We start from the raw sequence: 23,527 nt of genomic DNA, 5'->3' as shown, positions 1-23,527 counted from the left end.
CCCGCACGAGGGCGTCCAGACCGGCCGTCTGCAAGGCCATCACAAGGATGTTGAAGTCATCCGACCCGGCCGCGATGTCAACGATGTTGGGGGAAATATCGCCTGCGCCAAGATCGTCATAGGCCAAACCGGCCCCTTTAACGTTCGACGCGCTGACAACTGTCAAAGATGTGCCCGCAGGAGGAACGTTGCCGAGAAAGGTGAAATTGTCAGGTAAAAATCCGGGTTGTTCGACTTCCACCAGCTTGTAGATCTTACCATCTTCGCCCGAAAGCTTCCACACGTTCTCGGCGTAGATACGGCCGTTGTAGCCGACGGTCTCTTCGCTGTCGGCTCTGGTCAGCGTTGCGGTTTGCCCAGACAAGTCATCCCCGAATTCATTGAACATCGCATCGCCTGAAAGGTTCTCGTCATTGTCGGAAACCGAGATTTCCACCGTCGGGCTGAGTGGCAACGTGAATTCCGCATTCAGTTCGATGCGTCCTGACCCAAAAAGGTCTGCATTTTCAAAAGCGGTGAATGAGTACGTCGCCATCATTTGTTCCTCCGAGTGCGTGCAAGGATCGTGTGTAGTTTTCCCACAGTTGACGGACGAAATGTCGCGATGCTGAAAAATGACAAGTGGAAGCGTGGAATTTTTTCACACGAAGCCTTAGTGTTCCATCATGAGCGGCAAGCGTTCTCTTACCAAGTCGGTTCTGTTCGAACATGCGATCAAGGCGCTATTGCGCCCATTGACGCGTGCGCTGATTGCGCAGGGGGTGACCGCGCCACAGCTCTATCGCTTTGTAAAACAAAGCTATGTAGACACTGCGGTAGAAGAGCTGGGCCCCGAGGCAACTGGCAGTCGGGTCAGCGTCATGACAGGTGTTCATCGTCGCGACGTCAAGGCGATGCGAGACCATGATACGTCCGACATCAAACCGGTTCAGCGGCGCGTTTCTACTTTGGCGACTGTTGTTGGACGCTGGATGACCGATCCGAAACTCACGGATGAATCGGGCCTTCCAAGGCCGATGACGCGGGCCGAGTTTGAACAGCTGGCCGCCCAAACCAACCGCGACATTCGCCCCAGAACTATTCTAGACGTACTTCAGCGTCAGGGTCTTGTAACCGATGACGACGCTTCCCTTGCGCTTAATCCCAAGGCCGTTTTCGGCCCCGAAGATCTGGATCAGAAGCTCGATTTTTTTGCCCGTAACCTTGGTGATCATATGGAGGCCGCGGTCGATAACCTTTTGGCTGAGACCCCGCCACATTTCGAAAGGGCCACATTCTTCAACTGCCTTGCAGAAACATCATTGGACGCGCTCGAGGCTGAGGCCCGCAAGACCGGCGCAGAGGCGCTGCGCAAAGTGGCGCAAGAGGCCGCCGCATATCAACAGGTCGACCACGAAAAAAAGTCGGCCACACACCGTTTTCGATTTGGCATTTATTTTTATCGAGAAGACGAAGAAGAGTGAGTTTGCTACGATGACCAGTTGTCGCCCCAATCGCAGAACATTCATGTCTTCCGGGTTGTGTGCAACTCTGTTGCCGGGAGCAGGGAGGGCGCAGTCGACAAAGCGCGATGTCGAAGGTGGTCTTGGGGGCACTGGGATTGTTGGTGTTCTGTTGGGTTTTGGAAGTTTGATACTGGCGGGTCAGAACGTTCAAACAGAAGAACAGACCCGCGTCGCGACGCGATTTGGACCATTGTCCGTTGATCAGTTACGTGCGGGGGACAGCCTGACAGTTGAGGCCGAGCGTTTCGCCTCGGGCAAGGTGATCGCGCGGCGGGTCGAGCTTACTTACCCGCTTGTCGGGGCGGTGACCGCGCTTGACCCCAGCGAGGGCACGCTAGCGGTCAACGGTGTCGCTGTTTTCGTAGAAACGCGGATAACGGGGTTTGGCATTGGAGACCGAGTGGCTGTTTCTGGTTTGTGGCGCGGGGATACTGTCGTTGCCAGTCGCATTTCCAAGGCTCCAGGCCCTTTGGATTTGGTGGCGGGAACAGTTGGTCGTGGCTATGTCTCGGGTGTGCAGCTTTCCAGCGGGGCAACCACACTGGGGCAAAACGGGCGGTTTGCGACGGTTCTTGGACGCTTTGATACGACGAAGGGCGCGATGGACGTGCAGAAAATTGAATTTGACCGCTTTACCGGCGCTGCGGGGCCGCTCAAATCACTGTCTGTCGAAGGCTGGTTGGAACCAACCAGTGCGGCTCCCGGTTTTCGGATCGCCGGATTGGGGCACAGTTTTGCAAGAAACCTGAACCTTGCGCCGTTTCAAGACCGGCGGGTTTTGTTCAGTGGTCCCTATACGGGCCGTTTCGCAGCAAATTCGGCGTTGGTACTTCCCGATAATTCCGGCGCGCGGAGGCGGCTGCTTTTGGAAACAAGCCTGTGAATCAGAAAGAGCGTTTGCCCCTGCCTTCTTCTCTGGCTTCGCCATCGGTGCTGTCAGACTAGTTCGAACCAGTCTCAGTGTGACTAGGAAACAGCGAACCTACCTGGAACAAAGTTGACGCCACTCGCTAAGATTGGCGGTGCGTGTCAGCTTGAAGGTGTCTCGGCTGGCTAGCGATCTTTCCTGGTTGAAGTGGTTGTTTACGGAGGAATGGACGGCGGCGAACTCCTGCAAACTTCGCATGCGCCTGAAACGCTGCATTGCACGTTCGCGTCGTCGAAACGGCAGGTGTGAATTCTCGACGCGGTTGTTTAACCACCGACCCGCCCTTTGTTTTTTGGTAGCTCTAAGCTCTCTGAGGGCAGCCCGATACGATGCGAAGCGATCTGTGACAACGTTTTCCGCTTTACCTTGTCGTTTCATCAGTTTCTTGAGGAATTTCAGTGCTGCAGCTTTGTTTCAGCGTTTGCTGACAACGGCTTCCAGCACCTCACCTTCGCGATCAACAGTCCGCCAAAGATGGTGCCGCTTGCCATTCATCTTCACGAAAACCTCGTCAACGTGCCACTTCCATTTGGATAGTCGCCAATCTCGCCCCCGGTTTTGTCCAAAACCCAAAAACAACCGTCCAGATCCCAAACGAACTGAAACCGGCACCAACCCAAGTCTGGCTCACCTGAATGACATCGACGAGCCGGCAGTCGAGGTACTTCTGTTCACTGCCGCACTTTGCAACCCAATGCCAAAGGAAACGGCAATGAACTTATTCGCAAACTTTGACGCAGAAACCCTGGCACGCATCCAGTTTGCCTTTACTGTGTCGTTTCACATCATCTTCCCGGCCTTTTCTATCGGCTTGGCAAGCTTCTTGGCAGTTCTCAATGGCCTCTGGCTATGGCGCAAGGACAAGACTTACCTCAACCTTTTCAACTACTGGAAAAAGATCTTCGCAGTTGGTTTTGCGATGGGTATCGTATCCGGCATCGTGATGTCATACCAATTCGGTACGAACTGGAGCACATTCTCGGATATTGCAGGCCCTGTAATCGGGCCCTTGATGGCTTACGAGGTCATGACAGCCTTTTTCCTCGAGGCGGGCTTCCTCGGCATTATGCTTTTCGGTCGTGAACGCGTCGGTCCGGGTGCTGTCAGACGAATTCGAACCAGTCTCAGTGTGCCGCGGGAACCGCGAACCTATCCGGAACAAAGTTGACGCCACTCGGCGAGAGCGGCGGTGCGTGTCAGCTTGAAGGTATCTCTGCTGCTTAGCGATCTTTGCTGGTTGAAGTGGTTGTAGACGGAAGAGTGGACGGAGGCGAATTTCTGTAAACTTCGCATGCGCCTGAAACGTTGCATCGCGCGTTCGCGTCGTCGAAACGGCAGGTGCGAATTCTCGACGCGGTTGTTGAGCCACCTGCCCGTCTGTTGTTTTTCGAGCGCGCCCATTTCTCTGAGCGCAGCCTTGTAGGAAGCGAAGCGATCTGTGACGATCTCTTCGGCGCAACCGTGCCGCTTTATCAATTTCTTGAGGAATTTCAGTGCTGCAGCTTTGTTTCGGCGTTTGGTGACAACGGCTTCCAGCACCTCACCTTCGTGATCAACAGCCCGCCAAAGATAATGCCGCTTGCCATTCACCTTCACGAAAACCTCGTCAACGTGCCACTTCCATTTGGAGAAGGCGCGCAGTTGCTGAACACGCTTCCGTCGGAAATCAGCTGCAAACATTGGACCAAACCTGTTCCACCAATATCGGACGGTTTCGTGGCTCACGTCGATGCCTCGCTCGTGCAACAGATCTTCGACGTTCCGAAGCGAGAGCGGGAAACGGATGTACAGCATCACTGCAAGGCGGATGATCTCTGGGCTGGTTTTGAAGTACTTGAAAGAGGCCGGATTGGTCATGGGCAAAAGCTACGCAACAACCCTAACTCGCTCAACCAAAGTTCTTCTGACAAGACCTTCGACTATTCGCTGGGCACGATTTTGGTCGGAGCGGATGTCGCAAGCACCGATAGAGGTGTGGTCGGCGTGTACGCAGGTTTTGGGACATCCTCCATGGATGAACACGATCAAGTCGATCAGGACTTTTCGACCGACAGCTATCATGTGGGCGTCTATGGGCGCACAACAACCGGAACTTGGGAGTTCTCCGGGCTGGTCGGTTACATGTTCGGTGAAACCGACGCCAAGCGAAATAACCCTTCTGTTGATGGCTTTACGGGAGGCGAGGCAAAGTCTGATTTGGACCAAGAGGGCATCCATGCCGGTATCCAGGCACGGAAGCTGTTTAACCTGGACAGCGGTGCAAGGGTTTCTACGGTTTTTGGATTGAACTACGGGCGTATTCAACAAGGTTCAGGCACAGAGACGGGCGGTGGTGATTTCAACTACTCGATTGAAAAAGCGAACGCAGAGTCTCTGGTTGCTTCCATTGGAGTTGATTATCAACGCGACTTCTTGACAGAGCATGGTTTGCTAACCCCAATCGCCTTTGCTCGTTACGAGTATGACTTCTTCGCCAACAAGGACAGTGAGCACGAAATCACTGTAACGAGCCCGATATTTGGCACGTTCACACAAGTCGGACAAAACCGAGGCGCCAATGGTTTCGTTCTTGGGCTTGGACTGGGCTATCAGATTTCTGATCTGGCAAGACTAACAGCAGGATATAGCTATTCTGTCCGCTCCAATGGCCAAGAACATGGCCTAGGTGCGAATTTAAGTGTTCGGTTCTGATTTGTCCGTACGGTTGTTTCAACCTTAGGAATCACACACGCCGACCATCGTTGTTGTGCCTTCACAATCGAACCCAGTGGACGTCCGCTTTGTCCGCATACCGGTCGTTTGCTGCAACTTGCTTGAATGTCCACTGTGCGGACGGAGTTGCCGTCCGCCTGGATAGCCCGATTGTCCGGTGATGAATGCTGATGATAAAAATGCAACAAAGCACCCATGTTTCCATGGGCGCTTTGGTTAGTATGAAGGCTCTTACCGTGCCAGTTGGTAGCGCTTCATCGACATAGAAGATGCATCGATCATGCTCATAAACTTCTCAGCAGCCGGAGCAGAGGCAAAGCTGTCCATGGATGCTTGCGCTGCCTCCGCGCTTTCCCAATTGACGACAACCGCCCATTTGCCGTCTGCGAAGGCGGCTTGCCGGGAGATGAAGCCAGGCTGTTTACTGACGTACTCGTCCTCAATGGCCTTGTCGACCGGTTCGAACGCTTGAGCTGAAACACCCTCGGCAAGGTTCATTGTCACAATCTCGATTACACCAGTTTCTTGAGCCATAGCTGTGCCTCCTAGCATCATCGTGAGGGTGATCAGGAATGCTCTCATGTTCGCCCCCGATCAAAACTTGCCGTTGTCATGAGCCATTTCCGCAGGGATATCTGCGATCACGTCCCAATGCTCAACGATTTTGCCGTCTTCGACGCGGAACAGGTCATAGAAGGCCGTCGGCTTGTCGGCAAACGTGCCCTCAGAGGCGCTGAAGACAAAGTTGCCCTCGGCCACAACAATGTGGACATCCGAGTATATCATCTGGATGCCTTGCTCGGCCATGCCAGCGAGTGCCGCACCCAAACCGTCCAGGCCGTCAGCAATGTTGCTGTTGTGCTGGATATAGGTCTCCGCGGACAGGAAATCCGTGATCCGGTCAACATCGCCATCTTTCAGGATCGTGTTCACAAAGTCGGTGACCAAAGCCTTGTTCTCGGACGTCTTTTCCAGATCGGTGATCTCAGTTGGACCATCGGTCTGAGTGTGCCCCGAAGGATTTGGCGGGGTAATTGGGGTCAGGTTGTCCCAGTGTTCTGCAACCTTTCCGTCTTCGACGCGGAAAACATCGAACCCCACCAGAGTGTCGGCACCAAACGCCTGAGCGTTGTTGTAGGTGGTGTGCAGGACAACCATGTTGCCTTCCGCGATCACCCGGTGGATATCCACCTCGATCCCGCTTTCTTTCAGACCAGGAATGAAGCCAAGGATCGGCGCAGCCCCCGTGGGGACGGCTGGGTTGTGCTGGATATAGTCCTTTGCCAGCAGCTGTTCGGCGGCAGTTGCGTCGAAGTTGACAAAAATGGCGGCTACGGCCTCCATTACGAGTTCTTTAGGTGTCATTGTTGTAGTCCTCTCTTGGTTTGATTTGACGACATTCACGCGGCGCAAGCCTGCACTGAGGTGATGGTGAATTCTGTGCCCCAGGGATCGACCTTCTGGCCGGGCGTGAGACTTGCGGCGTCAGCCAACAGCTCAACACTCGCGAGACCTGTGGTTTCGACAGAGCGCGGGCCTGCCCCCTTTGATTGCCAAGCATTCGCCGCAAGATGGTGATGGTAGCCACCGGACCCGAACCAGCGGGCTGAGGGCAGCTCAAATGTCTGAACCATACTCAGCTCGTCAGTAACGAACTTGGCTGCCTTGCTGACATTACCGACACGTAAATGAACGTGTCCGATGACTGTGCCTTGCGGTGCGCCTTGCCACTGTGCGGCATCTTCCGTTAGTGATTTCAGGTCGAGCGGGTGCGTTGTCATATGGATGGTATCGCCTTGGCGTTTCCACGCTTCGCGAGGCAGATCACGATAGATTTCGATGCCGTTTCCTTCGGGATCGTTCAGATACAGCGCCTCGCTGACACCGTGGTGGGATGCGCCATCCAGGCGAACACCGCGCTCATCCGCGTAGATCAGCCATGCGCCGAGGTCTTGTTTGGACGGCAACAGAAATGCGGTGTGAAACAGCCCCGCCTCTTTAGGAAAGGGTCTAGCGTTTCGGTCCTGGCGCAACTCGATCAGCGTTCCGGCCTCGGTGCCGAGGAATGCGCTTTCACCGTTGCGTTCGATCAGGCCGAGGCCAATCACGTCTTCATAGAAGGTGGCGGTCTTATCCAGATCGCGCACCGTCAGGGCGACCTGACCTATTGAGATGGGGGCGTCTGACGTTGCCATGTTCTTTTCTCCTGCTTTTTAGCTTGAGAGGAACTTAGCGATGGTCTTTTCTCCATGAAATGGCGATAAGAGCGAGTATGTATCGCGCAAATGGAGACAATGATATGGACCGGATCGACGGGATGCAGAGCTTCGTGGCTGTTGTGGAATCCGGTTCTTTTGCCGCCGCCGGACAACGGCTTGGCATTTCAAACAAGCTGGTCAGCAAACGTGTCGCACAGCTCGAATACACGGTTGGGCTGAATCTTCTCCATCGCACCACCAGGTCTATGTCGCTGACCCACGAGGGGGAGCGATATCTGGAAGGAGCGCGACGGGTGCTGGCTGAATTGGAGCAGTTGGAGACTGAGTTTGACGCTTCAGAGGGCTTGAAGGGCATCGTTCGTGTGGCTGCGCCCCTTACCTATGGCGACACGGCGGTGGCTAAAGCAGCAAGCCGTTTCGTAGAGCAACACCCGGACGTCACAGTCGAATTGGACTTGTCGGATAATTATGCCGATCTGGCCAAGGGCGGTTTCGATATCGCAATACGGATCGGCGCGCTCAGTGACTCCAGTTTGATCGTTCGCAAGCTCGGTGAAACGCATATGAAAGTCGTCGCGACTCCTTCCTACCTTGAAGAACATGGCGCACCTTCACATCCTGCGGAACTCTCGGACCACATTTGCATTCGAGATGCGAACAACCCCGATCCAAACCGCTGGCCATTCCAGATCGAAGGGCAAACCGTGCAGGTGCCTGTCTTTGGCCCATTTCTAGCAAATAGTCCTCCCGCCTGCCTCGTACCGACGCGTGCCGGGAGCGGCATCTTCATATGCCCAGATGTGTTTTTGGGGGACGACCTTGAAACCGGACGTCTTGTGCAACTCTTTCCGGAGTTCCATTCCCGCACTTTGCCGATCCAAAGCGTGCAGTTACCTTCGGCCTTTCGAAAGCCGCGTGTAACGGCCTTTGTGGAGTTTATGCGTGAAGAGATTCGGGCGTAGGTTGGTTCGAAAGTGGCCATTCGTGCAGTGTGCAGCATTTGGTAGGTATGGGCTCGGCGCAGACCTTCGCTGCAATTAGCGAAAATGGCAGCTTTGCGCTTCATCGCAGACGTTTGAGGTCGAAGATTTCATACCCACGCACAGCTCGGTCAAAAGCGCCCTCGCGCGGCGTCAGAACCGCATGCGATTTTCCCCTCTTGGTCGTTCGGGTCGATAATTGCCTTGGCGGCGGTCGGAGTAAGGATCTGAATCGAGATATGTTCCTTGGCTTCCACGCATATATTCAGCGAACTGGGTAAGGACACCCACCTAGTCATCTTTTAGAGCATTCACATTCCGAAGCGAGAGCGGGAACCGGATGTTCAGCATCACCGCAAGGCGGATGATCTCGGGACTGGTTTTGAAGTACTTAAAAGAGGCAGGCCTGATCATGGGCAAAAGCTACGCAACCGCCCTGCCCCGCTCAAGCAAAGTTCTTCTGACAAGACCCAGATGGCAGAACAACTATACTTGCTTCAGACCAACCAAATCGGAATAAGAACGCTCACCGCGAGTGATTTGACGTTTGAGGGTGTTCGTTGCTGCTTTTACTTTACCCTCGCCCAATAGCGATGTGATCGCTTGATGTTCCTTGTAAGATTTCTTCGTTCGATTGGAACGCTTGGACAGATGTGTCCGCATAGTTTGGACGATATCACTGACTTTTTGATATCCATCCCGCAGATAACTGTTTCCGCAGGACCTGAAAAACGCGTCGTGAAACTCGGCGTCAAGTTCCAAATACTGCTCGAATTCATCCGCTTCCTGCGCTTCTGACATCTTAGAAACAATTGTAGCCAGCTCATTGATCAGAACCGACGGGTTCTTTTCAAGCGCCTGCTCCAAAGCTGCAGATTCTAGGATGAGCCGATACTGGCAAAGCTGCACCACGTCCTCTTGAGAAAGAGAGAATACAAACGCTCCTCGATGAGGAAAGATCTGAACGAGCCCCTGAAGATTCAAAGCCGATAGCGCTTCGCGAATCGGAGTTTTGCTGATGCCCATGGCATTTGACAGCTTCACTTCCGGCAACGATTCACCCAATTGAAACGTGCCATTGATAATGCCTTTTCGTATATGCTCTTCAGCAGTTTTACTCAAAGAATCCGGTCGCTTAATCTGCAAAATCTCGGTCATTTTCACTTCGTCCTATTTCGTCTCTCTAACACAATAGCACAAGTAAGCTTGATTTCTATATTATATCTGATATCTCAGATAATAGATCGAAAAAATAGATCCATGGGAGGAAACCTTGTTCAAGAAATCAACATTGGCGCTTGGCGTCGTCATGTCAGCCGGGCTTGCTTTTGCAGCATCCGCTGAAACAGTCATTAAGGTTGGGCATGGCGCAGCAGAAGCGTTTCATATGCATCGCGCGCTACTGAAATTTGAAGAACTGGTCGAAGCTGGCTCGAATGGTGAGATCGACGTACAGATATTCCCTTCGTCGCAGATGGGCCCTGATCGCGAAATGATCGAAGGTGTTCAAACCGGCGTTCTGGAAATGGCCATTCCTCCTTCCTCTTTCTTCGCGGGCTGGGATCCGGCTTTTGCAGTAATTGAACTGCCCTACATGTATTCCTCCAAGGACATCGCCTTTGATGTTCTTGATGGTGATGCTGGTGATGGCATGCTTGCACGGGTCGAAAACCAGGGATTGGTAGGTCTTGGCTGGCTTGAATTGGGTGTACGCAATGTGACCAACAATGTCCGTCCGGTTGCAACCCCCGCAGATCTTGAGGGTGTTAAGCTGCGTACTATGAAGGTTCCGGCGCATGTGGCGACTTTCGAGACGCTCGGGGCCAACCCGACGCCAATGAACTTTGGTGAGGTCTATTCTGCTCTCCAGCAAGGCGTGATCGACGGCCAGGAAAACCCCCTGGCGATCATTACATCACAGCGTTTCTACGAGGTGCAGAAATACCTTTCGACCACGGGCCATGTCTTTGCGGTCTATATGCCCGTCATCTCCAAACCGTTCTTTGACTCGCTGTCCGCAGAGCATCAGCAACTGGTGCGGGACTCGATGGCCGCCGCACGTGACTATCAGGCGGAACTGGTCGCAAGCGAAGATGCGGAACAGCTGGAACAGATCCGTGCTGCTGGTGTCGAGATTCTGGAACTGACTGCCGAGCAGCGACAAGCCTTTGCAGACAAAACCGAAAGCGTCCGTCTGCAGTATCGCGACGAGGTTGGCGCCGAAGCCTATGACGACTGGGTAGCAGCGGTTTCCGCAGCGAGCGGAAGCTGACCCTCGGACTACTCAGCCAATACGGGCACCCGTGCCATTAAGGTTCGGGTGCCCCTTTCGTTCAAGGGGAGGTGAACGGTGTCGGTTATCAAATGGATCGATATGAATGCCGAAAAGGTCTTAGCCAGTGCACTTTTGGCCGCGATTGTCTTGTTGATCTTTGGCAATGTGTTCATGCGCTACATTCTGAATGCCTCTCTTTCATGGGGCGAAGAGCTAACGCTTTGGCTGTTTGTATGGTTTGTCTGGCTTGGTGTCAGCTATGCATTCCACACAGGCGATCATGTGCGTATCACGGTCCTGCGTGATGTCCTAAGCGAGCGCGCAAGGCTTTACGCGGATGTTGTGATCGCGCTTCTTGTCCTTGGGTTTCTGATCGTTCTGACAATTGAATGCATCAAGCTTATCCGACAGCCTTTTGTCGCCAGCCAGACTTCGGTCGTTTTGGGGCTACCGATTCCGATCCTTTATGCTTCGGCGCCGATTGGCGCGGGCCTGTCCGCGATCCGCGTCACTCAACATCTGTTCCGAACCCTGCGTCTGATCGCAGGAACCAAAGCGTGAGGAACCCTGCATGCTTGCAACAACGCTTTTCTTGACGCTCTTTGCCCTGTTGCTCTTCAGCGTGCCTATTGGCATCTGTCTGGGCTTGGCCACTATGATCGTGATGGTCTTTGTAGATGGCACACCACCCATGGTTCTTCTGGCACGGTCGGTGGTAACAGGCGCGGACTCCTTTCCTCTAATTGCTGTCCCTCTGTTCATATTGGCAGGCGACCTGATGCAACACGGCGGAATGTCTCGCCGACTGGTTGGATTTGCCAATGCGCTGATCGGTCATATCCGGGGTGGGCTGGCTTATGTGAACGTGCTCGCCTGTGTGTTTTTTGCAGCCATATCCGGCTCATCTCCTGCGACCGTAGCCGCCATCGGGTCGAACATGATCCCAGAGATGGAAAAGGTCGGCTATACGCGCAAATTCAGCGGCGCATTGACAGCCTCCTCAGGAATGATCGGTGTAATGATCCCGCCAAGTATTCCCTTCATCATCTATGGTGTTACTGCCGAGGTTTCGATCGGCAAACTGTTTCTTGCAGGCGTTGTTCCTGGCATCCTTTTTGCCCTCATGTTCATGTTGGTCGCTCGTGTTCTGCTGCGAAAGGACGAGGTTGTTCAGCAATCGACGACTACGTTCTCAAGCCCAGGCGTCTGGCAGAGCTTCCGGTCTTCCATCTGGGCGCTATTGGTGCCGGTAATTATCCTTGGGGGCATCTACAGCGGTATCTTCACCCCAACCGAAGCCGGTGCCGTGGCCGTAGTCTATGCCGCTTTCATCGGCATATTCGTCTATGGCGACATCACCCTCAAGGACCTGCCAGAGGTTTTGGCGGGCAGTGCAAAGACCAGCGGGACCATTCTGATATTGGTGATCATGGCGACCGCCTTTGGCAGGTTGATCACGCTCGCAAGAATCCCGACAGAGCTCGCAACAACGATCACCAGCCTGTCCGACGACCCAGTCATCATCCTGTTGCTGATCAATCTGCTGTTGTTGGTGATCGGAATGTTCATGGAGACGATTTCGTCGATCATCATCATGACGCCGATCCTGCTGCCGGTTGCAACCGCGCTAGGTGTCGATCCGATCGTTTTTGGTGTCATCTTGACGGTCAACCTGGCCATTGGGTTCTGCACACCGCCATTGGGTGTGAACCTGTTCGTGGCCAGTAGCATTTCGAAGGTTTCCATCGAAAGCCTCAGCCGGGCGATCCTGCCATTCTTTGTCGGCATGCTGATCTTGTTGATGTTCATCACCTATGTGCCCGCAATTTCCTTGGCCCTGCCATCCCTTTGGTGACCGACTGAGGAGCTTCAAACGTTAGACAACGAACAGAGGACCCGGATGGATCTCGACCTTTCCCACCCGTCGATAGAAGACCTTCGGAAAACCGCACAAAAGCGCATTCCGAAGTTTGCCTTCGAATACCTCGACAGCGCGACCGGCCGGGAGCTGGGGTTGAAGGTCAACCGGGACGCACTTGATGCCATCGGATTCATGCCGCGTGTACTATGCGGCCGAACAAAGGCCGACCTACAGACTACATTGATGGGTAGAACTTACGATCTGCCATTCGGAATAGCACCGGTAGGTATGTCCGGCCTGATGTGGGCAGGAGCAGAGCGGATGCTTGCAAAGGCTGCGGTTGCTCACAATATTCCGTTTTCGTTGTCCAGCGTGGCGGTTGCTTCACCGGAAGATGTGGCACCTTACATTGGAAAAAACGGATGGTTTCAGCATTACCCGGTGAACTCCGGCGATCTGCGTCGCGCCATGCTGCCGAGGATTAAGGCAGCGGGATTTCATACGCTGATTATCACGGTGGACGTTCCAGAAGAGAGTCGGCGCGAACGACAACGCCGCGCCAATCTGACGGTGCCTCCAAAAGCTGACCTGCGCACGCTGACAGAAATGGCGTCACGACCCGCCTGGTGCCTTGCACATCTTCGCGAGGGCATCATGCCACGTATGCGGTTCTTTGACGATTACGTCCCGACCCGCGGAAGAGAAAGTTTTACCCATGCAGGCGCTCTGATCCGTGGGATTCCAGATTGGGACTACCTGCGCGAACTACGGCAGGAATGGGAGGGTCACCTGATCGTCAAGGGTGTTCTACGGCCGGAGGACGCGCAAAAAATGGTGGCCGAGGGCGTGGATTGCATCTGGGTCTCAAACCACTCCGGGCGTCAATTCGAAGCCGGGCCCGCCGTGATTGACCAACTCCCGAACATCCGCGAGGCGGTCGGTATAGATGTGCCACTGATCTACGACTCTGGCGTTGCCTGGGGATTGGACATCATGCGTGCCCTGGCGAAAGGTGCAGATTTCGTCATGGTCGGGCGCGCCTTTCAATATGCTGTTGCAGCGTTCGGAGCACGAGGGATCGACCATCTCGTTCACATCCTGAAAGCTGACATTGAGGCCAACATGAGCCAGCTTGGTAGCGAAAACCTCGGCAGTCTGGCAGAGCACCTTCTGAGAACCAGCTGATCGGCGCTTGCGGCGCGTGGCGTATCACGCAGGCGCGTTTTCATCCTCGTCAATCAGCCCCTTGACGATCAGATCCGCAGTTGAGCGCGAACATGCCATTGGCAGATCATATACCGTTGCGAGACGGGTCAGAGCCTTAACGTCGACGTCATGTGGCATGGGTGAGAGAGGGTCGACAAAGAAAATCAATGCATCCAGTTTCTCTTCGCAGATCATAGCGCCGATCTGTTGGTCGCCTCCGAGTGGTCCACTTTTCAGGCAGGTCACATCCAGTTGTGGATAGGCTTGCTTAATGCGGCTGCCGGTGGTCCCTGTCGAAAAGATTTGTACTCTGGACAGGCGGGCCAATTGCAGACCCACCCATTCAACGATTTCGTCCTTTCGCGCATCATGGGCTACGAGGGCGAAACGCGGCGCATCACCGGATGAACTGTTCAACGTAATCTTCTCCAAGACCGACTTCCGCGAAGTGTTTTCGGCACAGATCAATCTTGGTAAAGACATCTTCGTAGCCAGTAACCTCGCCCCACGGATCAACATAGCACATCACGCCATTGACCTGGAAATAGGTTACCATCTCTTCGACATCGTCGGGAACGACCAAGGTATGTGTCTCACCCGGCGGCTCAAAGACATATCCCCCTTCTTCCGCAACCCAATCATGTTCCAGATAATGCCAGCGCCCTTTCAGGACGAAGCCGTGGACTGGCTGTGGATGGCGGTGCCGCGAAAGAACACCAGCTTTGCGTACTTTGAGAAGGTTCATCCAATAACCTTGCGAGCGGTTCAGGCAGAGCGGTCGGAACCAGACGTTCTCTGCCTGCGGAACCCACAGTCTGTCGTCCTCACTCATGGCATTCGGGATCACGATCTCGTCTTGCGCATCCTTGGGGAATGGCAATTGATATGGCATTCGGGCGGTGTCATCGTCATTCATAGATTTTCCTCACATAGCGAGATAGCCGCCGTCGACCGGATAGATCGATCCGGTCACAAAACTGGCGTTTTCACTCAAAAGCCATTGCACAAGCGCACCGACTTCTTCGGGTTTCCCCCAGCGCTTCATTGGCGTACGCGCCATGATCCCCGCTGTTCGTTCAGGGTCTTCCCGGAGGCCCTGGGTCATCTCTGTCTCAATCCAACCCGGCGCTATGGCATTGACCCGGATACCGTCTTCGGCCCAGCGACCTGCGAGCGCCTTGGTCAACTGTGCCACGCCGCCCTTAGAAGCGGAATACGCCGGAACCAAAGGCCCACCAAAGGTACTGAGCATAGAGGCGGTGTTGACGATGGCCCCACTCGCTTCAGCCAACAATGGATGCGCGGCAAGACAGCAGCGCATGGTGCCAGTCAGATTCACATCGAGCACCTTGGCGAAGACGTCGATGTCATATTCTTCGCCACGCAAAAGAATACCTGCGCAGTTCACCAAGGCATCGAGACCCGTGAGTTCGCCGAATACATCATTGATGGACGTCTGGTCGGTGACATCCAAGAGCTGCACCTTTAACCCGTCCCGAGGCTCGAATGCATCCAATTCGGATTGGGAGGCGGATGCGGCAATGACGGACCAACCTGCGTCTGCCAACGACCGTGCAACACCCGCACCAATCCCTCGCGTACCGCCCGTTACAAAGGCCTGTTTCATCCAAGTTCCTCCAATACACTGGTGAAGGCGCGCGCGCGCCTGCCGATATCATCCAATGTATAGCTCGGTTTGAACAGTGCGGATCCCAGCCCATATCCATCTACACCCGCGGCATGATACGGCGCCATCGTATCCGGCGTTATGCCCCCTACCGCAGCGACGACTGCGTCTGCAGGCAATACGGCGCGCATGGCAGAAATGGCAACTGGCGGCACCATTTCCGCCGGAAAGAATTTGAGGACCGATGCTCCGATATCCAACGCCGTAAAGGCCTCGGAGGGGGTCATGACTCCTGGACACCAATAAAGATCCCGAGCGACAGCCGCGCGCCCGACGTCCGGGTTCATATTGGGCGACACGATGATACGCCCGCCTGCATCAGCAACCGCCGCGACCTGATCCACAGTCAACACTGTGCCAGCGCCGACGATGGTCTGAGCGCCATGTTTCACGGCGATCTGCCCTATCGATTCCAGCGGGTCCGGTGAGTTGAGCGGCACTTCGATTATCCGAAACCCTGCATCGAATAGTACATCAGACACCGGGCGCGCATTTTCTGGTGCCAGCCCCCGCAAAATCGCAATTAGCGGGTTCTCGGCAAGAGCTGCGGTGAGGTCAATCATCCAACCAACCCCGCAGCGCGAGCAATCAGAAAATGCCCTTTCGCAACGATATCGTCAGGCGCGCGACGGCTGTCGAAACCAGCAGTTCGAAGCGCTATTTCGTATCGGTCAGACAAATCACTTCGTCCAACAACAGTGATCGTTCCGACGTCTTCTAATGCGCCGGTCGCGGCAGCAACCTCGGTCCCGATCAACAAGCCCGACAAGTAGTCGGCCGTGGCAACCTTTGGGATTTTACCCATGAGAGGAAGCGTCCGAACGTGAAACAGGCTGTGCAGCAGGTTCGACTCACCACTGAGGCCCGCCTTGACGCCCATCACGAAGGCGTCTTCGCTGAAGGCGTCCTCTTTCATCAAGGTGCCAAGGATCGTGTGTTCTTTCAGCGCCGAAAAGATCTCACCTGTCATGTAGGTCGAGAAATCCACGATCTTCCCATCCGCAACTTGAACCCATTTGCTGTGCGTTCCCGGCATCACGAACATACCTTCGCTTAAGCCGAGCGAAGATGCCCCGATAATCTGGGTCTCCTCGCCGCGCATTACGTCGGGTCCTCCGGCATGTTCTGTCGACGCACCAGTCACAAAGTGAATGCGCGCTCCGTTGGCCGCTTCGTGGGGGACCAACGCCCGCGCCAGACCGCCAGCACCCAGCGGCATTTCGGCATATTGCGTTTCGACCCAGCCATTGCGGCTGGTGATCATGCCGGATGCCAGGATCGGCAGGTTAGTGTTGGAGACCCAAGGGCCGATGAGACGATCAAGGACCGCGTCAAAGGTTTGCCCCGCAACCTGCATGATGCCTTCAGGCGACGAGACCCCATCGATCACCTCGCCCTCCGCACCGATTAGAAATGCACGGAACGATGACGTGCCCCAATCTACGCCGATCAGCGCTGGCTCAGATGCGACCGAATTCATTCAGCAGATCCTCAACGGTTTTGCCTTGGGCCACCCATTTACGGGTTTCCTCTTCACGGTCAGCCTGCTCTTGAGCAAGGCGCACGGTTTCTTCGGCAATTTCCTGTGGAACCACAACGACGCCCATAAGATCAGCTACGATGAAATCTCCGGGGTTTACGACGACGCCCCCACAGGCAATGGGCACATTAATCGAAAGTTCTTCTTTACGTTCCGAGAACATCGTGTGCGTTCCGCGCGGCGTGATCGCGCGCGTCCAGATTGGCCAGTTGATGTCTTCCAACTCATCTGTGTCGCGCCCAGTGCCATCGACGATCATACCGCGAATGCCACGGTTCTTGGCCAGACCACCCATCAAACCGCCGCAGACCGACGTTTGACGATCTCCACCCGCGTCCACAACGATCACGTCCCCGGGTTGTCCCATTTCAAGCGCTCGCAATGGGTCGACCAGGTCGCCTTTTGAAAGCTGAACCGTCACGGCCTGGCCTGTCACCTTGGCGCGGAAGGCGGGTTTGATGGCGCTGTCCATCACGCCTGTTCGGTACTGCACATCCGCAAAAATGGCAGCGGCAGAGTACGCCTCCAACACCTTGTCGAATTTTTTGAGAAGTTCCGGGTTTCTTTCAAAATCATTGAAAACCCTGAGGTCCGTGCTGACGTCTGGCATTCTTGTCTCCTGTTATGCGGTAGATACGGCCAATGCGTCGGCATTGACTGTGTAGTCGGGTTTTTGTCCTGTCAGGACCTTGGCCACTTGCGTAGCCGCGGTAACCCGCGCTGCGTGTATTGATTCCTCGGAATAGTAGGCGGCATGTGGTGTTACGAGGACGTTGGGCAGTGTGAACAACGGGTTGTCATCAGGCGTCCAGTTGGCGCGCTTGGCTGGCTCTTCTTCGGGGTCGTCGAGCCCTGCAGCAGCCAGATGGCCTTCGGTCAGCGCCCGGAACAGGGCTTTGTTGTCGACCGTTGGTCCGCGTCCAGTGTTCACGAGTATCGCACCGGGTTTCATGACCGAGAATTCGGCATCCGACAAAAAGTGATGCGTGTTCGGCGTCATCGGCGCCTGCATCAGGATATAGTCGGACCTTGCCAGCAATTCAGGCTTACTCACCAGCTCGACCCCAATCTTTGCCGCGACTTCTCTTGGCAAATACGGATCGTAGGCGATGACCGTAACTCCGAAAGATTGCGCCCGCGCTACGATGGCTTGCCCTATTTTTCCCAGCGAGACGACACCCATCGTCCGTCCACGCAACCGATAGACCGGCTGCCCGCTTTGCCACTGCCAGACCCCTGCATGAGTGGCCCGATCATAGTCGGGCAACTTGCGCGCCAAGGTCAGCCAAAGGGCAATCGCGTGATCGGCAACTTCCTCGGTGCAATAGTTTTGCACGTTGGTAACGAGGATGCCTTTTTCCGTTGCTGTGCCGACATCCACAATATCTACGCCTACGCCATAACGCGCGATGACCTCGCAGTTCCGCATCCGCGTAATCGTTTCCTTCCCGATCCGGGCATATTGGTTCATCATCGCTGCGCAATGCGGCGCGAGATCAAACAGGTCTTCCTGGCGCTTGGCCTGAAGCGCGATCACCTCGGCTCCTGCGGCTTCCAGGATTTCCGTCTCAACGGCAACATCACCAAAGTCGTAATCGGTTATCACAACCTTGGGTTTGTCCGTTCTGGGGGGAAAGTCGGCGCGATCAGTCATAAGCACCCGCCGAATAGGTCAATTCGTACGAGTGGCTGTAGAGCTCGAAGATGTTGCCAAACGGGTCTTCCATATAGACCATGCGATAAGGCTTTTCACCTGGGTAATACTTGCGCACTTGGCTCATGCGCTGGCGTCCGCCCAGGTCTTCGATAACCTTGATGCGACCTTCCAGATCCTCGTCCTGTACGCAGAAATGAAACAAGCCACGCCGCCAATATTCAAACGGGCGTTCTTCTTCGACGGTCTTCGGGAACTCAAACAATTCGATGCCAACACCGTCGCCCATTGACAAGTGCGCGATACGGAAGCTTCCCCAACCTTCCCCAAACACATCGTCGCACATCTGACCGATGGCGCTTTCGTCATGCAGGATTTCAGTTGGTTCCATCAGCACGTACAGGCCGAATGCCTTGGAATAAAACTCCACGGCTTTTTCCAGGTCGGGAACTGTGATGCCAATGTGAGAGAAAGTAAGAGCGGCCATAGCAGGCTCCTCCAGTTAGCAGTTAAAGAATATTGCGAACGATGCCGCCTTCGATCCGATGCGCAGAACCATTGGAGGCTGTGCTTGCAGAGATCGTGACGATCATGCGGGCGACTTCGTCTGGTTGGACAAAGCGTTGTATGAGCGATGTGGGCTCATCTGATTTGAAGTAATTGTCTACGATCGCGTCGAGCGGCTCACCCTTTTGATCGGCGAGGCCGTCAAAATAGGCTTCGACACCTTCGGTCCAGGTTGGACCAGGCAGGATCGAGTTAACCCGGACTTTTGTCCCCTTTGTCAATTCTGCCATGCCACGTGTTAGACCTAACATGGCAGTTTTAGTGACAGAATAGTGCACCATCTGAGGTAGTGGTTTCACTGCCGCTTCGCTGGCCATGTTGATGATAGATCCCTTATCCCGGCCAAGCATGTCAGGCAGGAAAATTCGGCTCATGCGAACGGCGGACAGGACATTGATGTTGAAGTAATGCATCCAGTCGTCATCCGTGAGATCCTCAAACGGCTTAACCGAAAAGATGCCGACATTATTCACCAGAACGTCTACGGCACCGCGAGCTCGCGCAAAATCCGCCAGTGTTTCTGCATCTGAGGTCTTGGTTAGGTCGGCCGCAATGCCCTCAACTTCGCCCAAAGATGATAGGTCGTCGACGCAGTCGGACACTTCCGCCTCGGTCAGGCCATGCACGATGACCCGCGCGCCCTCTTCCAGGTAGACCCGGGCAGTGGCTTTGCCGATGCCGGAACCTGAGCCAGTCACCAGAACCAGCTTATTTTTGAGCCCCAGATCCATCTCAGGCCTCCTTCTTAACGTTAGATGACTGCTGCGATGAAGGGCGACCGAACATTCGACCCATCAAGCCCGAAATTTCCGCGCGCCACATGTCTATGCCGACGGCCAACAGAATGATCAGGCCCAGCACGATGTTCTGAACCGAAGATGGCGCAGCGTTCAGGTTCAAACCATTCTGGACGATAACGATTGTCATCGCCCCCATCAGCGTGGCGAGGATGTTGCCGCGGCCGCCTGCAAGGCTGGCTCCGCCAACTACAGCAGCGGCAATGGCCTGCAGTTCCAGCGTCTGGCCATAGTTGGGTGAACCAGAGTTGAGGCGCGCTGACATCAGGATCGCACCAACCGCAGTCATGAAACCTGCGATGACAAATGTCGTCGTCTGAACTTTACGTACGTTGATGCCCGTCAGAACGGCAGCGGCTGGGTTGCCACCCACGGCATAGATCTCACGGCCGAGTTTCGTGAAGTTCATAGTGAACGCGGCAAGGACGTAGAAGAACACGAGGTAGAAGAAAGGCATCGGAACGCCGAACAGCTTGCCGTAAAATATTGGCTCAAGCGCCGGATCCAGCGAAAAGATCGGCGATCCATTGTTGAAGGTCAGCGCAAGGCCCCTGAAGGCAATCAACGCTGCCAATGTTGTGATGAAAGACGGGATACGCCCGTAGGCTGTTATCAGCCCAATGAACAGACCAAGCAATCCGCCCATGAGAAGAATGAGTGGCAATGCCAGTACCAGTGGAATGCCAACAAATTTCAACATCTGCGCAAGGATCATGGTCAGCAACGCCACCATAGACCCGGAACTCAGATCGATGCCCGCAGCGAAGATCACGATAGTAGACCCGATTGCGATCAAGGCCACGATGCTTACCTGTAGGGACAGGTTTGAAAGGTTACCCGGGTTCAGGAAGCGTTCCGTCGTAAGTGCCACGATCAGTGCGACGATCACCATTGCTGCAAATGGTCCGATCAACTGGGTGTCAAAGATCCGCTTCATGCGAAAGCCTCCTTAGGCTTGGATTGAGGAGTGTCGGCGGATGCGCGCACAAGGTCGTCATGAGTAAGGTCGGATGCATCGACCGTGCGCACTATCGTTCCGTGCTGCACGACGGCAATTCGATCGCTCATCGCAAGCAACTCATCATGGTCTGAACTGATCAGAATGATCGATTTTCCCGCCCGCGTGAGCCTGTTAATCAGCTTGTAAACAGCGATCTTAGCGCCGATATCGATCCCTTGCGTCGGTTCATCAAGGATCAGGATGTCAGAAGCTGAGAACAGCCAACGTGCAATCACGATCTTCTGCTGATTACCACCAGACAAGAAGTTGACCGTCTTTTCCTCAGCCTGGGTCGAGATTTCCAAATCGCGGATCAGGTCATGGGTGGCTTGCTCTTCCGCCTTGAGATTCAACACGCCGAACCGACTAAGCCCGCCGAGGGAGGCTGCGGTTACGTTCCCGCTTGCGCGGAAATTGAAGAACAACCCGTCAAACTTTCGGTTCTCTGGAACAAGAGCCAAACCCGCACGGATCGCATCAATTTCCCGGCGAAAGCGAACCGGTTTGCCGTTCAGTGATATCTGCCCGGCGGTTAGCTCATCTGTCCCGAATAGGGCGCGGGCAATCTCTGTGCGGCCACTGCCCAATACACCACCCAAGCCCAGAACTTCACCCCGGTGCAACGAGAACGATACATCTTTCACGCCCGAATTGGTGCCCAAACCTGCCGCTTCCAGCACAACATCCTTGGTCGCGTTCTGCTCCTTGGGATAGTGCTCACCAATGTCCTCACCGACCATTGCGCTGACAATTTCAGAGACGTTGATCTTGGTCTCGCCACTTGCACGCACAACACAGCCGTTGCGCAGGATCGTCACTTCATCAACGATCCGTTCAACCTCATCCAGCCTGTGCGACACATAGAGAATAGCGGTTCCGCGTTCACGCATATTGCGCAGTAACTGGTGCAGGCGTTCAATTTCATCTTCACCCAATGCCGCCGTTGGCTCATCCAGGATGATCATGCGGGCGTCCATCGCGACGGCTTTCGCGATCTCGACCAGTTGTTGCTCGCCTACCGATAGCGAGCCGGTGATCGTTTCGGGAGAAACATCGACATCCATTTCCGCCAAAACGCGCGCGGCTTCGTTGTGGACCTTGGCCCAGTCGATCACGCCAAAGCGGGACCTAGGCATATTGCCAAGGAAGATGTTTTCGCCAACCGACAAGGTGGGCACGATAGAGAATTCCTGAAAAACTGTTGCGACGCCCAGTTCACGTGCCGCCTGCGGGTCGCTGATCGTGACCGGCTTGCCATTGTGCAGGATTTGACCGCTATCGGGTTGCTGCACGCCGGACAGTGTCTTGATCATAGTCGACTTGCCACAGCCGTTTTCACCCAGCAGCCCATGAATGGAACCGGGCATAAGCCGGATACTGACCTTGTCATTCGCCAGTACCCCAGGATAGGCCTTGGTGATATCGACAAACTCCCAAAGTGGCGTTGCGGGTGTCATTGCGATTGCCTCGACAAAAGTGAAACTCGGTCGGTTTGCGACCCGGCAGCACGCGCACGCGCCACCGGGAAGCGGGGAGAAAGCTCAGTACTCTTTGGACGGCTGCGGGAAGAGCTTTTCTGGCTCTTGCAGCACGTTGATCGCACCGTCTTTGTCTTCAATTGATGTGGGCGTTTCGATCCAGCCGCCGGGATAGGACCCGTTGAGCGCATCAATGGTTGCGTGCATAGCCGCCTTACCCATCAAAAACGGTGAGGTGTTGACGGTTGCCGTGATGTTGCCAGCCGCAATTTCTTCGAGGCCGGACGTGTCGCCATCGTTACCCAAAAGAACGATGTCATTGCGGCCAAGTGCCTTCGCAGCAAAGGATGCCCCGATGATCATGTAGTCGTTCGCCGCGAAGATCATGTCGAGATCGGGGTTCGACTGCAGGATGTCCATACCAGCAGTGTTGCCGCCCTCAACGTTCCATTTACCGTCGATAGACACCACAACGTCGAAGTTTTCGTTGCCCTCGATACCATCGAGGAAGCCACCCACACGCTCGGTTGAGTGATAGCCAGGCTGCCCTTCGATAATGCCGACCTTCAACGGTTTATCGCCATAAGTCTCAATGGCCCAGTCAGCGATAGCATGCGTGCCGTTGCGCTGAGAGTACCCGACAACGCCATGAATGGGTGTCGGGAAGTTCGGAATGTCCGAGTTGATCATCAGAACTGCCATGCCCTTGTCGACGGCCTGCTTCAGCAGTGGTGCCGCAGCAAATTCATCGTGTGTTCCAAAGATTATCGCATCCACGTCCTGCGTCAGCACATCCTGGATCATGCCCATTTGGCCGTTGATGTCCGCACCGGACTGGGGCGCAAGCATGAACACTTCGACCCCGGCCTCAGCAGCAACCGCTTTGATGCCTTCACCGATGGCGATGTAGTAGTTGAACTCGGTCGCCGGCGGCATATACGCGATCCGGAACGTTTCGTTCTTGGGTTCTATCGCATCGATCGGCGCTTGCGCCCCGTCCTCAAGTGGAACCGGCGCTGGATAATTTTCCGCCAGAGCGACCGTTGCCAGCGTGGCGAACCCTGCGGCAAGCGTAGTGGTCATTAGCGTTTTCAACATAGTTTTCTCCTCCAGAATTT

General features: G+C 54.9%; 25 protein-coding genes and 4 pseudogenes. 9 read left to right on the top strand and 20 right to left on the bottom strand.

Annotation, left to right across the window (positions count from 1 at the left end):
• A pseudogene (locus ACR0A2_RS09475) lies at positions 1–535 on the bottom strand (hypothetical protein); the annotation flags it as partial.
• A gap of 130 nt (positions 536–665) precedes the next feature.
• Between ACR0A2_RS09475 and ACR0A2_RS09470 the strand changes: the two are divergent.
• Together ACR0A2_RS09470 and ACR0A2_RS09465 are read left to right on the top strand one after the other, a co-directional pair.
• Complete coding sequence (locus tag ACR0A2_RS09470) at positions 666–1,463, top strand: DUF6502 family protein (RefSeq protein WP_480834839.1); 798 nt, start codon at positions 666–668, stop codon at positions 1,461–1,463.
• 43 nt (positions 1,464–1,506) lie between these two features.
• A complete protein-coding gene (locus tag ACR0A2_RS09465; RefSeq protein ID WP_480834838.1) occupies positions 1,507–2,388 on the top strand; it encodes a DUF5666 domain-containing protein in 882 nt (293 codons plus the stop codon).
• A gap of 99 nt (positions 2,389–2,487) precedes the next feature.
• Here ACR0A2_RS09465 and ACR0A2_RS09460 read toward each other — a convergent pair.
• Positions 2,488–2,967 (bottom strand): annotated as a pseudogene (locus ACR0A2_RS09460) (IS6 family transposase); the annotation flags it as partial.
• A gap of 178 nt (positions 2,968–3,145) precedes the next feature.
• Between ACR0A2_RS09460 and ACR0A2_RS09455 the strand changes: the two are divergent.
• Positions 3,146–3,532: pseudogene (locus ACR0A2_RS09455) on the top strand (cytochrome ubiquinol oxidase subunit I); the annotation flags it as partial.
• Between the two features lie 50 nt (positions 3,533–3,582).
• On the opposite strand, the gene ACR0A2_RS09450 reads toward ACR0A2_RS09455, so the two are convergent.
• Positions 3,583–4,290 (bottom strand): IS6 family transposase, encoded by a 708-nt coding sequence (locus tag ACR0A2_RS09450; protein WP_480834837.1) that lies wholly within the window; start codon positions 4,288–4,290, stop codon positions 3,583–3,585.
• On the opposite strand from ACR0A2_RS09450, the gene ACR0A2_RS09445 reads away from it, so the two are divergent.
• On the top strand, positions 4,174–5,124 hold the full coding sequence (locus ACR0A2_RS09445) for an autotransporter outer membrane beta-barrel domain-containing protein (protein ID WP_480834836.1): 951 nt from the start codon (positions 4,174–4,176) through the stop codon (positions 5,122–5,124). The genes ACR0A2_RS09450 and ACR0A2_RS09445 overlap by 117 nt on opposite strands.
• A 252-nt stretch (positions 5,125–5,376) precedes the next feature.
• On the opposite strand, the gene ACR0A2_RS09440 is transcribed toward ACR0A2_RS09445, so the two are convergent.
• From ACR0A2_RS09440 to ACR0A2_RS09430, 3 genes are read right to left on the bottom strand one after another with little or no spacing between them, the layout of a single operon-like run.
• Positions 5,377–5,727 carry an antibiotic biosynthesis monooxygenase family protein gene (locus ACR0A2_RS09440; RefSeq protein WP_480620981.1) on the bottom strand — a complete coding sequence of 117 codons (351 nt, stop codon included), beginning with the start codon at positions 5,725–5,727 and terminating at the stop codon, positions 5,377–5,379.
• Between the two features lie 12 nt (positions 5,728–5,739).
• Positions 5,740–6,510 carry a nuclear transport factor 2 family protein gene (locus tag ACR0A2_RS09435; RefSeq protein ID WP_480834835.1) on the bottom strand — a complete coding sequence of 257 codons (771 nt, stop codon included), beginning with the start codon at positions 6,508–6,510 and terminating at the stop codon, positions 5,740–5,742.
• A gap of 35 nt (positions 6,511–6,545) precedes the next feature.
• Complete coding sequence (locus tag ACR0A2_RS09430) at positions 6,546–7,340, bottom strand: VOC family protein (RefSeq protein ID WP_480834834.1); 795 nt, start codon at positions 7,338–7,340, stop codon at positions 6,546–6,548.
• A 104-nt stretch (positions 7,341–7,444) separates the two neighbouring features.
• Here ACR0A2_RS09430 and ACR0A2_RS09425 point away from each other — a divergent pair, with 104 nt between their 5' ends.
• A complete protein-coding gene (locus tag ACR0A2_RS09425) occupies positions 7,445–8,326 on the top strand; it encodes a LysR family transcriptional regulator (protein ID WP_480834833.1) in 882 nt (293 codons plus the stop codon).
• Between the two features lie 321 nt (positions 8,327–8,647).
• Here ACR0A2_RS09425 and ACR0A2_RS09420 read toward each other — a convergent pair.
• Both ACR0A2_RS09420 and ACR0A2_RS09415 read right to left on the bottom strand, forming a co-directional pair.
• Positions 8,648–8,758, bottom strand: a pseudogene (locus ACR0A2_RS09420) (IS6 family transposase); the annotation flags it as partial.
• A 72-nt stretch (positions 8,759–8,830) separates the two neighbouring features.
• Positions 8,831–9,502, bottom strand: coding sequence for a GntR family transcriptional regulator (locus tag ACR0A2_RS09415; RefSeq protein ID WP_170596893.1), 672 nt, complete (start codon positions 9,500–9,502; stop codon positions 8,831–8,833).
• Positions 9,503–9,617: 115 nt separating this feature from the next.
• Here ACR0A2_RS09415 and ACR0A2_RS09410 point away from each other — a divergent pair, with 115 nt between their 5' ends.
• From ACR0A2_RS09410 to ACR0A2_RS09395, 4 genes are all read left to right on the top strand, one after another.
• Positions 9,618–10,616 (top strand): TRAP transporter substrate-binding protein, encoded by a 999-nt coding sequence (locus ACR0A2_RS09410; protein WP_170546565.1) that lies wholly within the window; start codon positions 9,618–9,620, stop codon positions 10,614–10,616.
• Positions 10,617–10,694: 78 nt separating this feature from the next.
• Positions 10,695–11,180: a TRAP transporter small permease gene (locus ACR0A2_RS09405; RefSeq protein ID WP_170347550.1), complete on the top strand. Its 486-nt coding sequence runs from the start codon at positions 10,695–10,697 to the stop codon at positions 11,178–11,180.
• Positions 11,181–11,211: 31 nt separating this feature from the next.
• Positions 11,212–12,474 carry a TRAP transporter large permease gene (locus ACR0A2_RS09400; RefSeq protein WP_480834832.1) on the top strand — a complete coding sequence of 421 codons (1,263 nt, stop codon included), beginning with the start codon at positions 11,212–11,214 and terminating at the stop codon, positions 12,472–12,474.
• A 45-nt stretch (positions 12,475–12,519) separates the two neighbouring features.
• Positions 12,520–13,665, top strand: coding sequence for an alpha-hydroxy acid oxidase (locus tag ACR0A2_RS09395; RefSeq protein WP_480834831.1), 1,146 nt, complete (start codon positions 12,520–12,522; stop codon positions 13,663–13,665).
• A 24-nt stretch (positions 13,666–13,689) separates the two neighbouring features.
• Here ACR0A2_RS09395 and ACR0A2_RS09390 read toward each other — a convergent pair whose 3' ends face one another.
• The 12 genes from ACR0A2_RS09390 to ACR0A2_RS09335 all read right to left on the bottom strand — a co-directional run bounded on the left by ACR0A2_RS09390 (position 13,690) and on the right by ACR0A2_RS09335 (position 23,507).
• Positions 13,690–14,103 (bottom strand): methylglyoxal synthase, encoded by a 414-nt coding sequence (locus ACR0A2_RS09390; protein WP_117868137.1) that lies wholly within the window; start codon positions 14,101–14,103, stop codon positions 13,690–13,692.
• Positions 14,084–14,602 carry a 2,4'-dihydroxyacetophenone dioxygenase family protein gene (locus tag ACR0A2_RS09385; RefSeq protein WP_170596888.1) on the bottom strand — a complete coding sequence of 173 codons (519 nt, stop codon included), beginning with the start codon at positions 14,600–14,602 and terminating at the stop codon, positions 14,084–14,086. The genes ACR0A2_RS09390 and ACR0A2_RS09385 overlap by 20 nt, the downstream gene beginning before the upstream one ends.
• A 9-nt stretch (positions 14,603–14,611) precedes the next feature.
• Positions 14,612–15,313, bottom strand: a complete 702-nt coding sequence (locus ACR0A2_RS09380; RefSeq protein WP_117868134.1) for an SDR family NAD(P)-dependent oxidoreductase — start codon at positions 15,311–15,313, stop codon at positions 14,612–14,614.
• Complete coding sequence (locus ACR0A2_RS09375) at positions 15,310–15,936, bottom strand: 2-dehydro-3-deoxy-6-phosphogalactonate aldolase (protein ID WP_480834830.1); 627 nt, start codon at positions 15,934–15,936, stop codon at positions 15,310–15,312. The genes ACR0A2_RS09380 and ACR0A2_RS09375 overlap by 4 nt, the downstream gene beginning before the upstream one ends.
• On the bottom strand, positions 15,933–16,853 hold the full coding sequence (locus tag ACR0A2_RS09370; RefSeq protein ID WP_170596886.1) for a 2-dehydro-3-deoxygalactonokinase: 921 nt from the start codon (positions 16,851–16,853) through the stop codon (positions 15,933–15,935). The genes ACR0A2_RS09375 and ACR0A2_RS09370 overlap by 4 nt, the downstream gene beginning before the upstream one ends.
• Positions 16,834–17,523 (bottom strand): RraA family protein, encoded by a 690-nt coding sequence (locus tag ACR0A2_RS09365; RefSeq protein ID WP_108861947.1) that lies wholly within the window; start codon positions 17,521–17,523, stop codon positions 16,834–16,836. Before ACR0A2_RS09365 ends, ACR0A2_RS09370 begins: the two co-directional genes overlap by 20 nt.
• Before the next feature lie 12 nt (positions 17,524–17,535).
• On the bottom strand, positions 17,536–18,567 hold the full coding sequence (locus ACR0A2_RS09360) for a C-terminal binding protein (protein WP_170663096.1): 1,032 nt from the start codon (positions 18,565–18,567) through the stop codon (positions 17,536–17,538).
• The gene (locus tag ACR0A2_RS09355) at positions 18,560–19,054 is read right to left on the bottom strand and encodes a lactoylglutathione lyase family protein (protein WP_108861949.1); all 495 of its coding nucleotides are present in this window, start codon (positions 19,052–19,054) and stop codon (positions 18,560–18,562) included. The genes ACR0A2_RS09360 and ACR0A2_RS09355 overlap by 8 nt, the downstream gene beginning before the upstream one ends.
• Before the next feature lie 22 nt (positions 19,055–19,076).
• Positions 19,077–19,865 (bottom strand): SDR family NAD(P)-dependent oxidoreductase, encoded by a 789-nt coding sequence (locus ACR0A2_RS09350; protein ID WP_480834829.1) that lies wholly within the window; start codon positions 19,863–19,865, stop codon positions 19,077–19,079.
• Between the two features lies 1 nt (position 19,866).
• Positions 19,867–20,868, bottom strand: coding sequence for an ABC transporter permease (locus tag ACR0A2_RS09345; protein WP_050606102.1), 1,002 nt, complete (start codon positions 20,866–20,868; stop codon positions 19,867–19,869).
• On the bottom strand, positions 20,865–22,388 hold the full coding sequence (locus ACR0A2_RS09340; RefSeq protein WP_117868124.1) for a sugar ABC transporter ATP-binding protein: 1,524 nt from the start codon (positions 22,386–22,388) through the stop codon (positions 20,865–20,867). The genes ACR0A2_RS09345 and ACR0A2_RS09340 overlap by 4 nt, the downstream gene beginning before the upstream one ends.
• An 84-nt stretch (positions 22,389–22,472) precedes the next feature.
• The gene (locus ACR0A2_RS09335; protein ID WP_117868122.1) at positions 22,473–23,507 is read right to left on the bottom strand and encodes a sugar ABC transporter substrate-binding protein; all 1,035 of its coding nucleotides are present in this window, start codon (positions 23,505–23,507) and stop codon (positions 22,473–22,475) included.
• Positions 23,508–23,527 lie beyond the last annotated feature (20 nt).

It is taken from the genome of Ruegeria sp. H8, from assembly GCF_056532905.1.
Note: the sequence above shows the minus strand (reverse complement) of the source record. Positions and strands in the feature narration are given on the sequence as shown.

Excerpts from the sequence above, each read along its gene's own strand:
- ACR0A2_RS09440 (WP_480620981.1), bottom strand. The coding sequence starts at position 5,727 with ATGAGAGCATTCCTGATCACCCTCACGATGATGCTAGGAGGCACAGCT.
- ACR0A2_RS09350 (WP_480834829.1), bottom strand. The coding sequence starts at position 19,865 with ATGGATCTGGGGCTCAAAAATAAGCTGGTTCTGGTGACTGGCTCAGGT.
- ACR0A2_RS09425 (WP_480834833.1), top strand. The coding sequence starts at position 7,445 with ATGGACCGGATCGACGGGATGCAGAGCTTCGTGGCTGTTGTGGAATCC.
- ACR0A2_RS09380 (WP_117868134.1), bottom strand. The coding sequence starts at position 15,313 with ATGAAACAGGCCTTTGTAACGGGCGGTACGCGAGGGATTGGTGCGGGT.
- ACR0A2_RS09470 (WP_480834839.1), top strand. The coding sequence starts at position 666 with ATGAGCGGCAAGCGTTCTCTTACCAAGTCGGTTCTGTTCGAACATGCG.
- ACR0A2_RS09415 (WP_170596893.1), bottom strand. The coding sequence starts at position 9,502 with ATGACCGAGATTTTGCAGATTAAGCGACCGGATTCTTTGAGTAAAACT.
- ACR0A2_RS09375 (WP_480834830.1), bottom strand. The coding sequence starts at position 15,936 with ATGATTGACCTCACCGCAGCTCTTGCCGAGAACCCGCTAATTGCGATT.
- ACR0A2_RS09365 (WP_108861947.1), bottom strand. The coding sequence starts at position 17,523 with ATGCCAGACGTCAGCACGGACCTCAGGGTTTTCAATGATTTTGAAAGA.
- ACR0A2_RS09370 (WP_170596886.1), bottom strand. The coding sequence starts at position 16,853 with ATGAATTCGGTCGCATCTGAGCCAGCGCTGATCGGCGTAGATTGGGGC.
- ACR0A2_RS09430 (WP_480834834.1), bottom strand. The coding sequence starts at position 7,340 with ATGGCAACGTCAGACGCCCCCATCTCAATAGGTCAGGTCGCCCTGACG.
- ACR0A2_RS09465 (WP_480834838.1), top strand. The coding sequence starts at position 1,507 with ATGTCTTCCGGGTTGTGTGCAACTCTGTTGCCGGGAGCAGGGAGGGCG.
- ACR0A2_RS09395 (WP_480834831.1), top strand. The coding sequence starts at position 12,520 with ATGGATCTCGACCTTTCCCACCCGTCGATAGAAGACCTTCGGAAAACC.
- ACR0A2_RS09435 (WP_480834835.1), bottom strand. The coding sequence starts at position 6,510 with ATGACACCTAAAGAACTCGTAATGGAGGCCGTAGCCGCCATTTTTGTC.
- ACR0A2_RS09355 (WP_108861949.1), bottom strand. The coding sequence starts at position 19,054 with ATGGCCGCTCTTACTTTCTCTCACATTGGCATCACAGTTCCCGACCTG.
- ACR0A2_RS09450 (WP_480834837.1), bottom strand. The coding sequence starts at position 4,290 with ATGACCAATCCGGCCTCTTTCAAGTACTTCAAAACCAGCCCAGAGATC.
- ACR0A2_RS09335 (WP_117868122.1), bottom strand. The coding sequence starts at position 23,507 with ATGTTGAAAACGCTAATGACCACTACGCTTGCCGCAGGGTTCGCCACG.
- ACR0A2_RS09385 (WP_170596888.1), bottom strand. The coding sequence starts at position 14,602 with ATGAATGACGATGACACCGCCCGAATGCCATATCAATTGCCATTCCCC.
- ACR0A2_RS09340 (WP_117868124.1), bottom strand. The coding sequence starts at position 22,388 with ATGACACCCGCAACGCCACTTTGGGAGTTTGTCGATATCACCAAGGCC.
- ACR0A2_RS09360 (WP_170663096.1), bottom strand. The coding sequence starts at position 18,567 with ATGACTGATCGCGCCGACTTTCCCCCCAGAACGGACAAACCCAAGGTT.
- ACR0A2_RS09345 (WP_050606102.1), bottom strand. The coding sequence starts at position 20,868 with ATGAAGCGGATCTTTGACACCCAGTTGATCGGACCATTTGCAGCAATG.